The organism is Shewanella halotolerans, assembly GCF_019457535.1.
Lineage (GTDB): Bacteria > Pseudomonadota > Gammaproteobacteria > Enterobacterales > Shewanellaceae > Shewanella > Shewanella halotolerans.
In genome coordinates, this window is sequence record NZ_CP080417.1 from 1,035,342 (window position 1) to 1,049,456 (window position 14,115).

At 54.6% G+C, this 14,115-nt stretch carries 12 protein-coding genes and 1 riboswitch; of the genes, 6 read left to right on the forward strand and 6 right to left on the reverse strand.

The window, feature by feature from the left end; translation table 11 throughout:
* Positions 1–52: 52 nt before the first annotated feature.
* The 5 genes from K0H81_RS04585 to K0H81_RS04605 all read right to left on the reverse strand — a co-directional run bounded on the left by K0H81_RS04585 (position 53) and on the right by K0H81_RS04605 (position 5,394).
* Positions 53–1,759, reverse strand: a complete 1,707-nt coding sequence (locus tag K0H81_RS04585) for a GGDEF domain-containing protein (protein WP_258406386.1) — start codon at positions 1,757–1,759, stop codon at positions 53–55.
* A gap of 70 nt (positions 1,760–1,829) precedes the next feature.
* Positions 1,830–2,096: a hypothetical protein gene (locus K0H81_RS04590; protein WP_220060067.1), complete on the reverse strand. Its 267-nt coding sequence runs from the start codon at positions 2,094–2,096 to the stop codon at positions 1,830–1,832.
* A gap of 41 nt (positions 2,097–2,137) precedes the next feature.
* Entirely contained in the window at positions 2,138–2,950 is an 813-nt protein-coding gene (locus K0H81_RS04595; protein ID WP_220060068.1) for an SAM-dependent methyltransferase, read from the reverse strand.
* A 94-nt stretch (positions 2,951–3,044) separates the two neighbouring features.
* A complete protein-coding gene (locus tag K0H81_RS04600) occupies positions 3,045–3,701 on the reverse strand; it encodes a GNAT family N-acetyltransferase (RefSeq protein WP_220060069.1) in 657 nt (218 codons plus the stop codon).
* A complete protein-coding gene (locus tag K0H81_RS04605; RefSeq protein WP_220060070.1) occupies positions 3,691–5,394 on the reverse strand; it encodes a pepsin-like aspartyl protease in 1,704 nt (567 codons plus the stop codon). Before K0H81_RS04605 ends, K0H81_RS04600 begins: the two co-directional genes overlap by 11 nt.
* Before the next feature lie 366 nt (positions 5,395–5,760).
* Here K0H81_RS04605 and K0H81_RS04610 point away from each other — a divergent pair, with 366 nt between their 5' ends.
* The 6 genes from K0H81_RS04610 (at position 5,761) to K0H81_RS04635 (ending at position 12,842) form a co-directional block, all read left to right on the forward strand.
* Positions 5,761–6,414, forward strand: coding sequence for a hypothetical protein (locus K0H81_RS04610; protein ID WP_220060071.1), 654 nt, complete (start codon positions 5,761–5,763; stop codon positions 6,412–6,414).
* A 188-nt stretch (positions 6,415–6,602) separates the two neighbouring features.
* Positions 6,603–7,904, forward strand: coding sequence for a metal-dependent hydrolase family protein (locus K0H81_RS04615; protein ID WP_220060072.1), 1,302 nt, complete (start codon positions 6,603–6,605; stop codon positions 7,902–7,904).
* A gap of 140 nt (positions 7,905–8,044) precedes the next feature.
* Positions 8,045–8,395 carry a DUF805 domain-containing protein gene (locus K0H81_RS04620; protein WP_011866788.1) on the forward strand — a complete coding sequence of 117 codons (351 nt, stop codon included), beginning with the start codon at positions 8,045–8,047 and terminating at the stop codon, positions 8,393–8,395.
* Between the two features lie 218 nt (positions 8,396–8,613).
* A riboswitch (cobalamin riboswitch) is annotated at positions 8,614–8,830 on the forward strand.
* Between the two features lie 99 nt (positions 8,831–8,929).
* Positions 8,930–10,900 carry a TonB-dependent receptor gene (locus tag K0H81_RS04625; protein ID WP_220060073.1) on the forward strand — a complete coding sequence of 657 codons (1,971 nt, stop codon included), beginning with the start codon at positions 8,930–8,932 and terminating at the stop codon, positions 10,898–10,900.
* Between the two features lie 363 nt (positions 10,901–11,263).
* Positions 11,264–11,875 carry an arylesterase gene (locus tag K0H81_RS04630; protein WP_220060074.1) on the forward strand — a complete coding sequence of 204 codons (612 nt, stop codon included), beginning with the start codon at positions 11,264–11,266 and terminating at the stop codon, positions 11,873–11,875.
* Between the two features lie 241 nt (positions 11,876–12,116).
* A complete protein-coding gene (locus K0H81_RS04635; protein ID WP_011866785.1) occupies positions 12,117–12,842 on the forward strand; it encodes an HDOD domain-containing protein in 726 nt (241 codons plus the stop codon).
* A 345-nt stretch (positions 12,843–13,187) separates the two neighbouring features.
* On the opposite strand, the gene K0H81_RS04640 is transcribed toward K0H81_RS04635, so the two are convergent.
* On the reverse strand, positions 13,188–14,087 hold the full coding sequence (locus K0H81_RS04640) for a LysR family transcriptional regulator (RefSeq protein WP_220060075.1): 900 nt from the start codon (positions 14,085–14,087) through the stop codon (positions 13,188–13,190).
* Between the last annotated feature and the right edge of the window lie 28 nt (positions 14,088–14,115).

The following is a 14,115-nucleotide window of genomic DNA, read 5'->3' on the forward strand; positions in this document are numbered from 1 at the left end:
TGGCCAGCCTCATGCCAAGGCTGGCCCGAACGCTTGATGCTAGCCTCTCTCGCTAGAGGGAGAGCAGAGAATGGGACGCCTGAGGGATAGTGCGCTTGGCCTCGGGGTCGAAGATACAGATGCGATCCCGCCCGGTTTCCTTCGATTGATACATGGCACTGTCGGCGTCGTTGATCAGCCGCTCCAGCTTATAGCCCGACATCTGAGTATCAGTGATCCCAAAGCTGGCGGTGACCTCAAACTCATGGCCGGTGGCGCTACAATCAATCCCGGCAATCGCCTTACGGCAGGCCTCGGCCAGCTTAACCGCCGTCTGTAGATCGCAGCCGGGCAGGGCGATACAGAACTCCTCGCCGCCGATGCGGGCGAAGATATCGTTCTTGCGTCCCTGAGCCTGACAGGCCTTGGCAACTTTTTTCAGCACCCAGTCGCCAATGGCGTGGCCATACTTGTCGTTGATCTGCTTAAAGTTGTCCAGATCGAACAGGATGTAGCTGAGGTCTACCTCGCTGCTCTCGCAGTAGGTGAGCGCGCTCTGGGCTACCTGGGTGAAGTGGCCGCGGTTAAACACATGGGTCAGGGCATCGTATTCCGCCAGCTGTTTGAGGCGCTTTTGAATGGTCCAGGACTTATAGGCCCAGAAGCCCAGCAGGGTGATGATGGCGATCAGCAGCGAGATAAACAGCCGGTTGTTTTCCGCCTGGGTCTTCGCCAGTTGCTGCTCGGTCAGCAGCAGGTTGTTCTGTCTGTCCAGCAGTTTGATACGACTCTTCTGCTCCGCCGCCTGATGCTCGGCGAGCTGGAAGGCCAGATGCTTGGTCTTGATATCGTCCAGATATGCTTTGTCGGCCTGGGCGTACTTGACGTGATAATCCAGCGCCGCCTTGTAATTGCCGCTGAGCTCGGCGATCTGATAGAGCACCTTGTAGGCGGTAACGACCGCCTGAGTATTGCCTAAGCCCTTTGCCAAATTGACAATTTTCTCTGCCAATAAGCGAGCCTCACCTATCTTGTGATCCTGCAGATAGGCGCTGGCGAGGGTGGCGTAGACCTCGGCGATAAGCCTTGGGTAACGGGTTTTCTCTATGGTTTCCAGTGATGGCTTGAGTTGGCCATAGACCTCTGCCGTATTTCCGTCTCGCAGGTATTTAGTGGCGATAAAAGAGTGGATAAAGCTCTCCATTATCACCTCTTCGTCACAGCTGTCGACCGCGGCCTGCAGGCTGGGGGAGTCGACCTCGAGTTGATTGAGGCCAAGCTGCGCCTCTATGGCTAAGCCATTGGCTAGGCAGGTGTTTCTTTTCGATGGTTTGCTGCTTCTTAGTTTTTCGGCGTAGCTTAGGCCTAACTCATACTGCTCAATCTGGTTGTAAAAAATGGCGGCGATGGCCAGTCCGCTCTGAACCGTTTCGGGGTCCTTTATCTGCTCGATAAATTGAAAGTTTTTGGAGAGATGCGTCAGGCCTTTGGACCAATCCTGGGAGATTGCATAGATGTTGATTAAGGTTTGATTGGCCCGGAATTTTAGTGTTTCGTTGGCGTTCGAGTTAAGGATCTTGTTGAATACGTCGATGCTCTGCGCTTGCTTGCCTTGGTAGGTCAGCTCATATCCGCGCAGGTAGTCTAAAAAATATCTCTGTTGTGGATTGAGTGATTCCTTTTCTAGGGTATTTAGCAGCTCAGAGAAGGCTTTTGGATTGCTGCTCTTAAGTTGATCCGCCTGAGTTAAGGTCGCGTCAATATCGACTTCTTCAGCCATAGACTGGCTGAAGAAGAATATTAACAATAATAATAAATATCTGACTTTCATCTAAATAGTCTGAATAAGATTATTGGTTAACTGCGCTGGCCTGTTCCTGTTCTTCGTTTTCATTATTTTCATCTTCTTTCTGCTCATCTTCTGCCGGCAGTAGGAAGGCGACGACGTCAGGACAGATATCCAGCTGTTCATGCAGCGCTTCTGTGTCGTTGACCAGTAGCGAGTTTTTAATTTCAGCCGCGACATCGGCAGCTAAAATTTCTTGTGCTTTAGCGTCTTGGTTTTGTAGCGCCGCATCCTGACCCATGCGTTCCAGTAGTTGAATAATGTTCGACATTGTTCTTCCTTAATTGTTGTTGGTGGTTAGTTTGTTATTGATTAGTTTTCGGGTATTAGGGTGTCATCGACTCGGTGTGCCGTTTCAAGTTTAGCCAGCTTCTCCAAGATTGTAGGGTTTGGCCGCATCTTTTCGCTGGGCGGGATCACCAGGGTGGTATGCATGAAGATCTCGGCATCGGCCAGGTCCCGTAGCGGCAGAGTGTGTTTGCGCACCTTATCTATGGGGAGCACGGCGGCTTCGTAGAGGATCACCTGATGATCTAAGGGGTAAGTCTCTGCCAGCAATTCAATCAGCACCTGACGATGGGCCTTGCCGGTGGCGAATCTGGCCATGCTTTTGTCGCCTGCCAGGCCTATCTGCCAGAGGATCAGGTAACAGGAGGGGTCGAAGCGCCGCTGGTAAAACATAAACTGGCTGGCTTCAAACTGCTGGCAGCCAAATTGGCCTGGGTCTATGCCGAGGTCGGCGATGAGGCAATCTTCGGCGGAGATGCCGGGCACCATGACTGCCTCGAACCCTTCGGCGTGCGCCGCCTCTATGGATCTATGGGGCGCCTGGGCGAATACGCCGGGGTGACCGTAGAAGGCGCCGACAACTTTCTTGCCTTGTCTGACTTCTGCCAGAATGGCGTCGACCATCTCTCGGTAGGTGATATGGCGTGACTTACCCTCGCCGTAGTAGACCTGTAGCGAGCGTACGTCTGGGTGCATCTCCTGTAGCCAGAGTTCTACTATGCCGTTTGAAACGCCCGAGAAAACGACGTCGGCTTGTTCAATATAGCTGCGTGCCAGCGGGCAGATATGGGCGCCTAAGGTCATCCCTATGCCGACACAAGCCAGGCTTCCCGCCATGAATTTGGGTCCTGATGTTATGCATGTTAATTAAGGGTTAAAGCTAACAGCAATTTCTCTGTTTTAAAACCGCTAATTGCCTTGAATTGAATACTTATTTCGACCTTTTATAGTGGTGTGAATCGGCGAAGCAGGATTTCATCTGGTGAGCCTCTTTTGCCTCTGTGGATGCCAGGGGCAAAGCATCTGCGTCGAACACAAATCCCAGCTTCTTGACGAAGCGTTCGGTGGCGAGGTTCTTGGCGGCAAAGTTTGCCAGGATACGCGTCACGCCTAGCTTAAGATAGGCATACTCCATTAGTGCCCCCATGGCTTCCTCCGGGTAGAGTTTACCGTTGGCTTGGGGCATCAGCATTATGCCTATCTCGGCCTGGGTGCGATCCTTGCCCTGCCAAGTGAGCCCCTGTATGCCGATAGCGTGCTGGCTTCGTTGCTCCACTATCGCCCAGTTCATATATTGGCAAGCAGGTGCAGCGCCAGAGAGTGCCCGGTGCATCTGGCTCAAGGCTGTTTGAAACGCCCTGTCGGCCTGGGCCTGGGTGAGCGGCGCGCCGATATGGCGCATCACCCTCTCGTCGCAATAGAGGCGGCGATACAGCGCCTTGTCTGTCTCATTTATCGGGCGCATGGTCAGGCGCTCGCTAGCAAAACCATGGTCTGCCAGGTAGTGGGTTAGCCGCGAGGGCAGCGCGGAGGAAGGCTGCTCCCTTGAGGGGAGTTGCTTTGATGAGAAGGGTTCATTATCTGGCATGCTGCGCCTCGGATATCTGCAGCGGTCTCTGCTTGGCGAAGCGGATCACCCCCTTGTCGTCCACCGAGCGGTCGAACACCACATAGTAGGCACTCATCAGCGGCAGACCCAAGATGGATTGATCCGGCCAGTTGGGCAGCTGCGACAACAGCTTGAAGCAGGCCTTGCCCTGAGTCGGCGTGTTGATCTGCCAGTAGTGCTGCGGCGTGACGCGGATGGCGATGGGCTCGCATCCCGGTGGACAGTCGGGATCGTCGCAGCTCGGCGCTGCGTCATGCTCGTTTCGCGGGCCGACAAAATAGAAGGTGAGATCCGGCCAGCGCTCCAGCTGTAGCTCTGCCATGTCGATACCTGTCTGCTGAAAGGCGATTTCACTAAAGGGAGCTATCTGCTGGGTGAACTTGGGGTCTATCGCTTCCAGGGCCTGAGTCAGCGCGCCAAACAGGTGACGGGTGAGTACGATTGCCGAGGCGCCCGTGTCTATGATGGCGTTGCTCTGTCCCCTAAGGGTATCGCAGATATGCACTCCATGGGTATGTAGGTGCTGGCCGTCTGGGCAGAGTGCACTAGTGTTTGATGGTGCGTTATCTGGCTGGGCGTCGCCTGCTTTTGGCGCTTGCTCTGCTGACTCGTGCTCCGCTAATGCTTGCTGCTCTGCATCCTCTACAGATTGCGTCAGCAGGCTGGGGATCATCTCGCCATCGCCGACCCTAAGTCCCACCAGATTGACGTTGTAATATCGGTTTTCGATCACCTCTATGGTCTTAAACTCGCCCTGGTACAGCTCGGTATGTTCCTCGCCGCCACCTAAGATCAACCAGCCCTGGTTGAGGGGATCCTGGCCGAGGAAGGCGAACTCGTTGGCGCCGTTGGGGGCGAGCACCTCTTTGCTGGCCACATGTATGCTGGAGCGGCGGGCGAAGAAGGCAAACTTGTTAGGGGTCAGGCCGTGGCTGGTCAAATTGCTGAAATAGGGAGGCAGATCATCTGTGGGCTGGGTGCGCAGAAAGCGCTTAAACTGGCGCAGATCTTCGCTGTTGAAGCTCGTCTCGGTCGCCTGATGCCACTGGGAGTCTTGCGCGGTGAGCGCGCCCGGACCCATGGAGAAGTCCTGCTTGTCCTCGGTGAATATGGTCTCCGTGAGAATCGGGCGATAGTGCTGGCTGCACAGGTGGATCTCCTCATCGAAGGGCCAGGGGAAGGTAAGTGCCGGGGCTATGCCGTAGTGATGAAAATAGTTCTTGAGATCATAGACCTTGTTAAGGGCGTCGTAGGCCAGACCTAAGATGCCGTCGGCATCGGCAAAGCTGGTCTCCTGGGCAAGAGATGACACCACGGCCACAGGACACTGCTCAAGCACAATTGGATGATGGGCGTGGGGAATATGGTCGTCATGGAGATCGAAATCTATCGCATCCTCACGAATCCCCACCCGGGTGTAGACCACTGGGCCGTCCCAGCCACCTATTCCGTAGAGCACTTCCTGGGCGAAGCTGGTGGGAGTGAGGGCAGTGTCGCGCTCCTCGACATAGTCGCTGCCGGACACGACCAGCGTGCTGCTGCCGGTATCTAAGATCAGGTTGAGCGGGTGCTTCTCGGCGCCAATTCTTAACTGGGCACTGTAGCCACCTTTGGCATACACATTGACGAGAGGGACTTTGAGGGTGCGGGGGGCATTGGTGGTTGAACTCATCGATGACCTTTGGGGCTAAGGGAATTCATATAGTTGTTATATAAGTGATTGTTTTACCCTATCCAATCAAGAGGGTCAATTTAAGGAAGACGGTCGAACATCAATTGGGAAGAAGTTAAGAGAGCCTTTGCTATTGGCTTTGTAAATTTTAATTAAGATTAAAAAAGTAATCCAAAGCGTCAAGGAATTTTTCAGTCTTAATTTTTGAAAATCATCCGCTCCCTCTGGGTAACTTTGTAGTAATATCTGCTGGAAATCACTGGTGTTTAGTGATTCACACTGCAAATGGCCGCAGATTGTTATCGGTTTGTTGGCTATCTTTGTTTGCTATCTGGGTGTCGCAGCATTGAGGAAGAGGTAGATAAAATGGATTTTTCACCACAGGTATTCACTCAGGCGTTGGCCAAAAGGCTGACGCTTGGCCTGCTCGCACTGCCCCTGTTCGCACAGCCCTTGGTCGCGACCGCCACCGAGCTGGCACAGATGTCATCGCAGGCCCATGTTCAGCCCAGTCAATTGACGATCTTCAGGCAGAATCTTGGCCTGCATTTCCCCGCCAACTGGCGCCTGGCCTACAGTGAGCAGCGCGGCGATATGTTTTCGGCCGAGTTTGTGCCCGCCCAGCAGCTGCTGGCCCATTGGTCGTCGCTCTACTGTGTGCAGGGGTTTAAGGGGATGGCGGAGCGTATCGACCCCGAGGCCTTTCTCGACGGTTTTGCCGAGCAGTATCGCCATACCTGCGAAGGTGAGATGCAATACCAGAAACTGGGCGCCAGCGAGCTTGGCGGTAAGGCGAGCTATAGCGCCATGTTGACTTGCGATAAGATGCCGCAGACCCACAGAGGCGAGCAGGGCATAGATAAGCCGGTCGGCGAGATAGGTCACTATACTGTGATTGCCGGCAAGGAAGATCTGTTTCTGCTGCATCAATCGGCGCGGGGCGAGGCCTTGCTATCCCTCTCCTCCCTTAAGATAGCGCCGCCCATCGAGCGTATCGCCGATATGTCGGGCCTGCGATAACGCCTGCTTGGCCCTTGCTTGCGACGCTGCTTTAGCCAGGGCTAACAATGGCCGCTTTTGTGGTTGTTTTTAGGCCAATTTGTTGTCATGTTAGTGAAGTTTTAGGCGCTCGCCCTTGTCCTTACCGGGAGCTTTCTCGGCAAGGCGCGGTGAGTTCTCACTCCTTCACACATGATTAACGGGCCATAATGAAAAATAATACTCTGCTCCCCCTCGTCGCGCTGACGGCTGCTCTCTTGTCGCCATCCCTGTTTGCCAAAGATGTGACAGTGATCCATGCCGGCACCCTGCTGGCCGACCCGGCCGCCAAGCCGCTCAGCGAACAGACCCTGGTGATCACCGATGGTAAGATTAGCCAGGTTGCCCCCGGTTATCTGAGGGTCGAGACCGTCGCGCCCGGCGCTAAGTATGTGGATCTCAAGCAGGGCTTTGTGATGCCGGGTCTGATGGATATGCATGTGCATCTGCAAGGCGAGCTGGGGCCCAAGAATGATAGCCAAAGACTTAGGATGTCAGATGCCGATGTGGCGATGCAGAGCGCCTACTTTGCCAACAAGACCCTGATGGCGGGCTTCATCACGGTTAGGGACCTCGGCGCCAAGCCGGAGCAGATGTATGCCCTGCGTGATGCGATTGCTAAGGGGTGGATAGACGGGCCGCGGATCATCGCCTCGGGCGGGGTGTCGGTGACCGGCGGTCATGGCGATGTGGACGGCATGAGCCCAGATCTGCTGGATAAGTTCACCACTAAGACCATCTGCGACGGCCCCTATGACTGTCGCCGCGCCACCCGCCGCGCCATCAAGTTTGGCGCCGATGTCATCAAGATCACCTCTACCGGCGGCGTCTTGTCGGATACCGACACAGGCACGGGCCAGCAGATGAACGACGATGAGATCAAAGAAATTGTGGCGACGGCCCATGCCCTTGGGCGTAAGGTGGCCAGCCATGCCCATGCGACAGAGGGGATCAACGCCGCCCTGCGCGCCGGGGTCGATAGCATAGAGCACGGCAGCTACGCCGATAAGGAGAGCATCAAGCTACTCAAGAAGAATGGCGCCTTCCTGGTGCCCACCCTGTTGGCGGGCGATACCGTGGTGCATATGGCCAAGGAGTCTGACTTCATGTCGCCGGCCATCAAGCAGAAGGCGGTGCGAGTGGGCGCCGATATGACGGCTAACTTTACCCGCGCCTATAAGGCCGGGGTCAAGATTGCCTATGGTACCGACAGCGGCGTCTCGGCCCACGGCACCAATGCGCGCGAGGCGGTGTTGATGAATCAGGCGGGCATGAGCAATAAAGATGTGCTGATCTCGGCCACCATCAACGGCGCCGAGCTAGTGGATATGTCAGATAGCCTGGGCACCCTGAGTGTCGGCAAGCAGGCCGATATTATCGCGACCCAGGGCAACCCGCTGGAGGATATCTCGGCCCTGCTGGATGTGGGATTCGTGATGAAAGGTGGCAAGGTGGTGAAGTCGCGCCTGTGAATGAAAAAAGATTGTCATTAAAATTCAATTATATTTTTTAAACTATTGATATATTATGACACTTATCCAATAGGGGGCTTAGGAATGGCCCCCTCTTTATTGGAGTTTTTCAGTCAATTTACGTAAACAAAGGGAACTATATGGAATATTTTATTGGTGCGTTGAAGAAGTTTGCTGATTTCACCGGTCGTGCTCGTCGCAAAGAATTTTGGATGTTTACCCTGTTCTACATCATCTTCTATGCCGTGGCGGCAACCATAGATGTGGTGACCGGCCTGTATATGCTGAGCGGTATCTTCTCGCTGGCACTGCTTATCCCAACTCTCGCTATCTCGGCCAGACGCCTACACGACACCGGCCGTTCGGGCTGGTGGCAGTTGATCGGCCTGATCCCGCTTATCGGCGCTATCGTGCTGATCGTCTTCTATGTACAAGACAGCGTTGAAGGCAATGAATATGGTGAAAACCCTAAGGCATTAGCCGAGGCGTAACTTTCCCCTATCTGCGATGAAGGAGGCTTAGGCCTCCTTTGTTGTTTTTAGGGAGTAATGCAGCCCTTGGGTGAAGATGCCGACTCGGGCCATCATGGGAGTATTAGACATTTATACGTGTAGACGTCTATAATGCCCGCGTTCTGTCACTGGAGCCGGGAGAGAGCCTCTCCTCAACGCCGCACATAAGCCGCGGGGCCGAGGGCAGAGCGTTACCAAATTTAGTCAACCTTATGTGGTGCCCTGGCCAAAATGGCACAAGGGATAATCGGGAAGCCAGTGAGAATCTGGCACTGCCCCCGCAACGGTGATAGGTGAGAGCTGGGTGCGCCATGCCTTTAACATCATGGCGTTAAAAAAATCTAAGCTCGTCGTTTAAACCCTTTGTTTAGACTTAGCCTCAGTCCGGAGACCGGCCCTTAAGGTGATTTTGAGATTTCGGCGGGCAGATCTCGAAATGCGACCCTGGCGGTTTGATGGACTGCGCCCAGTCGTGACGCCTTGCCCTGTTTCCCTTTTAGGAGTTAAAGGAAAATGGGTACACAACCTAGTAAAATTGCGCTACTGCTTGGCGCCTGTCTGGCCGGAAGTTTTCCTGCTTTAGCGGAAAGTTCGGGCACCCCAGGGCCTGTGGATGAAACCATCACGGTTATCGGCCGCAGCGAAAACACCCCTATCAATATCGCGGCTAACGTCAACGTGATCGACGCTGCCGCCATCGAGCTCAGCGGTGCCACCAACCTCACCGACTTGCTGCGCGGACAGAGCGGCATTCAGGTGTCAGATTCAAACTCGGGCGCCGTATTTGCCATGCGAGGTTTCAGCGCCAGTCAGGCGGTCAACAACACCTTGATCCTGATCGATGGTCGTCGCCTCAATAACATCGATATCGCCGCGCCAAGCATCGGCGCCATCGGGCTCAATCAGGTGGAGCGAGTCGAGATCCTCTCAGGCAGCGCCGGTGTGCTCTATGGAGACCAGGCAGTTGGCGGGGTGATCAACATTATCACCAAGGCGCCGAAAGATAACGGCGGCAGCCTGCAGCTCTCTGGCGGCAGCTTCGACACCTTTGAGGCCAAGGCCGAGGGGTCGGTCGCCATCAACGACAACTGGCGCCTCTATGGCGCGGCCAACCATCTCAAGAGCGACAACTATCGCGATCACAATGCCAGCGAGACCAGCTCAGTGCTGGGACGCCTGCAATATGACGATGAGGTGCAGCAGTTCTTCGCCGAGGCGAGTCACTATGACAACCACCGCGAACTGGCTGCTGCGCTGAATGATGATCAGATCAAGGAAAACCCAAGACAAATGGGTGATCTACAGCGAGGCGACCTCTTTATCGATGCCTACCTGCATGAGATGACCACGGCGGCCCGCACCGGTTATCAGCGACAGCTGAATGAGGCCTGGTCGCTGGGCGCCGACCTTAACTACAGCGACACCCTGACAACCGGGCTCAGCACCTGGAATACAAGCCGCCGCGATACCCGCTCTCTGCTCGAGTTTAAGCCCAAGGCTGTGGCTAACATCAAGACGGATAACGGCGAGCTTAAGCTGGTGACCGGTCTGGATGTAAGCCGCGGCGAGGCGACATTTAGCAATCGCAGCAATGTGCAGAAGTTGGCTAGCGCCTATCTGCAGGCGACAGTGCCTCTCACCGAGAGTTTCAGCTACGTGGTGGGCGGTCGTTATGCCGAGGTGACCGATGAGCTGGTGGACGGTAAAGCCTATCCAAATGGGATCGATCTGGATCAGGACGCCCATGCCTTCGAGCTTGGCATCAACTATCGCCCGAACCAGCAGCATAGATTCTACCTGCGCGCCGACGATAACTTCCGTTTCGCCAAGGTGGATGAGCAGGCCTATACCCCGGCTAGCATTCAAGGACTCAAGCCGCAGACAGGTCGCTCCTACGAGGCGGGCTGGGATCTGCTGCTCGAGCGTAATACCCTGCGCCTGAGTGCCTATCGTCTGGATCTCGAAGATGAGATCGTCTTCGACCCGAGCGCCGAGACGCCTGCCGGTGGTGACTTCCCCGGCGCCAACGTTAACGCCGATGCCTCACGCCGTTATGGGGTAAGCGCAGACTGGGACTGGCAGGCGACTCAGGATCTAATGCTTGGGCTTGAATATAACTATATAGACGCCGAGTTTACCGAAGGACTAAACGAAGGTAAGGCGCTCTCCTGGGTGGCCAAGAACAGCGGCCGTGGCTATGTCAGCTACGATGTTTATGAACATCTGCAGCTCTTCGCCGAGGCGGTCTACACGGGTGAGCGTTACATGGAGGGCGACAATGCCAACCTGGGCGATAAGCTCGATGCCTATACCCTGGCAAATATCGCCATCAACTATTCCCGCGATGCCTGGCTGGCCAGCCTGCGGGTCGATAACCTGCTGGACAAGGAATATGTCAGCTCAGGGTATTTCAGCACCTGGGGTAGCGGTTATTATCCTGGTACGGGCCGAGCGCTGCGCCTGACCGCCAGCTACCGCTTCTAACGCGGCTTTAGCCTTAAGAGCCAGTCAGATCTGACTGGCTTTTTTATTGCCTGCTGTACATCATAGGGCTTGGGAAGGTGCGAACAAGTCGTTGCACAGCTCTGGCTTTGATAGCAGCGACAGTTCAAGGCATTCAACAGAGGGCATGCCGAGGCCTGCTGAAGTTGAATAACGCCGAAATGGTGTTGCTATCAAAGCCCCGCAGGGCGAGTCTTACAGCGGTATTTGCTGCGTTACAGTTCTTGCGAAGGACTAGGGCCATTCGCTGCAAACTGTGTCTTGCATCTATCCACTTTAAGCACACGCAGAGCAAGCACGGGACTTATTCGCACCTTCCCTTGATATGTTTAGTGAGGACAAAGGATGAAACTAAAGTGGTTGCTTGTGCCCGTTATCTTACTCTTGGCCATCAGCTTCTGGCCAAGCGGCGGGCCCTCTCTTGCTCCCTTGCCGGGGAGTGCCAGGATCCTTGCCTTTGGCGATAGCCTGACTAAAGGCGTGGGAGCCAGCCCCGGCATGGATTATCCTGCGCAGCTGCAAGCTATGAGCGGACGCGAGGTGATCAACGCCGGCATCTCGGGAGAGACCACCTCCCAGGGCCGCGAGCGCTTCGCCCGAGTGCTGGATGAGACGCCGCCGGATCTCATTATCTTGCTTGAGGGGGGTAATGATTTTCTGCGTAATGGCAACGCGGCGCAGGTCGAGGCCAACCTCTCTGCTATGCTGGCACAGGCCCAGCGGCGCGATATTCCAGTGGTGTTGATTGGCGTACCTCAGAAGAGCATCTGGCTGGAAACGGCGCCCCTGTATGGACAGCTGGCCGCGCAATATCAGCCGCTATTTATTGAGGATTTTCTGACAGAACTGCTAAAATTATCAGAAGTAAAATCTGATGCGATTCACCTCAACGATGAAGGCTATCGTCGTCTCGCCGAGCACCTATACCAGCGTCTGCAACAGGCAGGTTCGCTATAGCTAAAATGGCCCTGGCAGTAGCGGAACATCTGGCGTCACCCTTTGGTTAAGTGGCGGAATTTTGTCGTTTATCTTTCGTCCATAGTAGGCTGAAAGCTCAGGCGTGAGTGGCAAGATGAATTTATTTAGGTTAATGTCCGTTTTTACCCCAAATCGACTTGACCCAGACAGTCGTTTTATGGGTAAATTCTCGGATAACAAATGGCGCCGTGCCAATAATAAATCAGGTTAATAACTTCTCATGACAGATCTTGAGCATCAGGTATTCACTCAAGTACGCGCAATTATTGCCAATGAAGAACAGGTTATCGGACGACGGGGGATTCTGATCCCGCTGAAGAAAGCCATTATTGCCGATGGCGATATCCGCAATGTGATCGATATAGTCTCTTCCGATCCCGCGTTGGCGGCGCATCTGCTATGGCGCAGCAACTCGGCGGCTAATGCCAGCGTGTCATCGAAGAACCGTTCATTGAAAGATGCTCTGGTGCGCCTGGGCCAGGTCAATATCTACCGTTATGCCTTCACCTTCTACCTCAAGGAGCGTCTCGACGAGTTGCCACAGCCCTACAAGAAGCTGGTATACGGCTACTGGGCACTGACCGAGAGCATCGCTACCGACGCCGTGGATAGCCTGCATCATATGGAAGGGGTGAACATCAATCCCGATGAGGTGCAGACCCTGGCGCTGTTTAGCGTATTTGGCGAGATCATCGCCCTGACGGCCTTTGCCTACCTGAATGCCGAGTCGGAGCAGTCGTTCCCGCTCTCTATCATCAAGTCGCTGATCGATAATCAGAAGCAGACGCTGACCCTTGAGGCGTTCGAGTCATTAGGCCTGGACGAGGAACTCAGAGAAGAGTTTATGATCGCCCATAACCTACGTCAGACTCGCAATCCTGACTCTCCGGGTCTGGTGCTGCGCAGAGTGCTATCCATGCGCAATCAGCTGCTCAACCCGCTCTAGGGCCTGTTGACCTTTTACGTTCGTTTTTGCAGCATTCTGTATTGATTTTATACAAGGCTGAGTGATTGTAATCTAGTGAGCTACATCAATGAGCGATAAGGTAGTCGAAAAATGATACAGACGCCGCCCGCTGGGTTCGTCTTGAGCACGTTCAACTCTTTGTTACTCGGCTTTTGTATAGAATAACTATATCTCAAGCCTCGAGCCGCGATTTGAACGTGCTCAATTAGAACAAAGTTTGTTCTCAAAAGGCCAACAGACCCTAGGGCCTTCGACCTGATAAAAGAAAACCTGCCGAGTGCAGGTTTTTTTGTGTCCTTTTTTAGCTGCTCTGAAATTGCGCCTTTAGTGCCCCTGGCGCTCCAGCCCCTCAGAGGTCACCAGATTGAGCCACTGCTGTGCGAGGCGTGCGCTGCTGCCGTTGCTGCGATAGGCGCCAAACAGTGGGCGTCTGAGCCCTTCTGAACCCAATTTTACCGCCTTGAGCGACAGACCATGGGCCTCGTTGATCGACCAGTTGGGCAGGGCGGCAACCCCATCTTTGCAGGCGATGCGTTGCAGCAACATGGCGGTGAGATCGCAGCGGATCTGTTTAGCAACTGGCACGCCTGCAGGCTCCATGAAGTGGCGATAGATATCCAGCCTGTCTAGTGGCACTGGGTAGGTGAGCAGGGTCTGATCCCTAAGCTGCGCCGCCGTGATATAGGGGAGCTCGGCCAGCGGATGATCCGCGGCGACCAGGAGTTTGACCTCGAAATCGAACAGGTGCTGATAGGCAATATCATGGTCGGGAATAGGGTCTGAGGTGAGCACCACATCCAGCTGTCCCTGCTTGAGCGCGGTCAGCGAGTCGAACAGGTGGCGGCTCGACAGCTCCAAGTTGGTGTGAGGAAAGCTGGCATTAAACTGCTCGATCACCGGCATCAGCCAACGAAAACAGCTGTGGCATTCGATACCCACAAAGAGATCTCTTGCCTCGCTTCCCAGGCCATTCTTCAGATCGATTTCGGTTTCTATCACCTTAGGCAAGATCTCTTCGGCCAGATTGAGCAGCCGCGCGCCCTCTTGGGTAAAGGAGAGGGGTTTACTCTTACGCACGAAAATCGCCGAGTTGATGCGGGTCTCCAGTTCCTTGATCTGGTGGGATAAGGCCGACTGGGTGACAAAGCGCTTCTTGGCTGCGCCCGCGAGACTGCCGCTCTCTTTCAGGGCGACCAATGTACGTAAATGCCTAAGCTCTATCATTTTTACCTCACATGAATTTGGCTCATGT

Bases quoted from the DNA above. Each gene is read 5' to 3' on its own strand.
- K0H81_RS04590 (WP_220060067.1), bottom strand. From the start codon at position 2,096: ATGTCGAACATTATTCAACTACTGGAACGCATGGGTCAGGATGCGGCG.
- K0H81_RS04610 (WP_220060071.1), top strand. From the start codon at position 5,761: ATGGATTTTTCACCACAGGTATTCACTCAGGCGTTGGCCAAAAGGCTG.
- K0H81_RS04595 (WP_220060068.1), bottom strand. From the start codon at position 2,950: ATGGCGGGAAGCCTGGCTTGTGTCGGCATAGGGATGACCTTAGGCGCC.
- K0H81_RS04615 (WP_220060072.1), top strand. From the start codon at position 6,603: ATGAAAAATAATACTCTGCTCCCCCTCGTCGCGCTGACGGCTGCTCTC.
- K0H81_RS04600 (WP_220060069.1), bottom strand. From the start codon at position 3,701: ATGCCAGATAATGAACCCTTCTCATCAAAGCAACTCCCCTCAAGGGAG.
- K0H81_RS04635 (WP_011866785.1), top strand. From the start codon at position 12,117: ATGACAGATCTTGAGCATCAGGTATTCACTCAAGTACGCGCAATTATT.
- K0H81_RS04630 (WP_220060074.1), top strand. From the start codon at position 11,264: ATGAAACTAAAGTGGTTGCTTGTGCCCGTTATCTTACTCTTGGCCATC.
- K0H81_RS04585 (WP_258406386.1), bottom strand. From the start codon at position 1,759: ATGGCTGAAGAAGTCGATATTGACGCGACCTTAACTCAGGCGGATCAA.
- K0H81_RS04625 (WP_220060073.1), top strand. From the start codon at position 8,930: ATGGGTACACAACCTAGTAAAATTGCGCTACTGCTTGGCGCCTGTCTG.
- K0H81_RS04605 (WP_220060070.1), bottom strand. From the start codon at position 5,394: ATGAGTTCAACCACCAATGCCCCCCGCACCCTCAAAGTCCCTCTCGTC.
- K0H81_RS04620 (WP_011866788.1), top strand. From the start codon at position 8,045: ATGGAATATTTTATTGGTGCGTTGAAGAAGTTTGCTGATTTCACCGGT.
- K0H81_RS04640 (WP_220060075.1), bottom strand. From the start codon at position 14,087: ATGATAGAGCTTAGGCATTTACGTACATTGGTCGCCCTGAAAGAGAGC.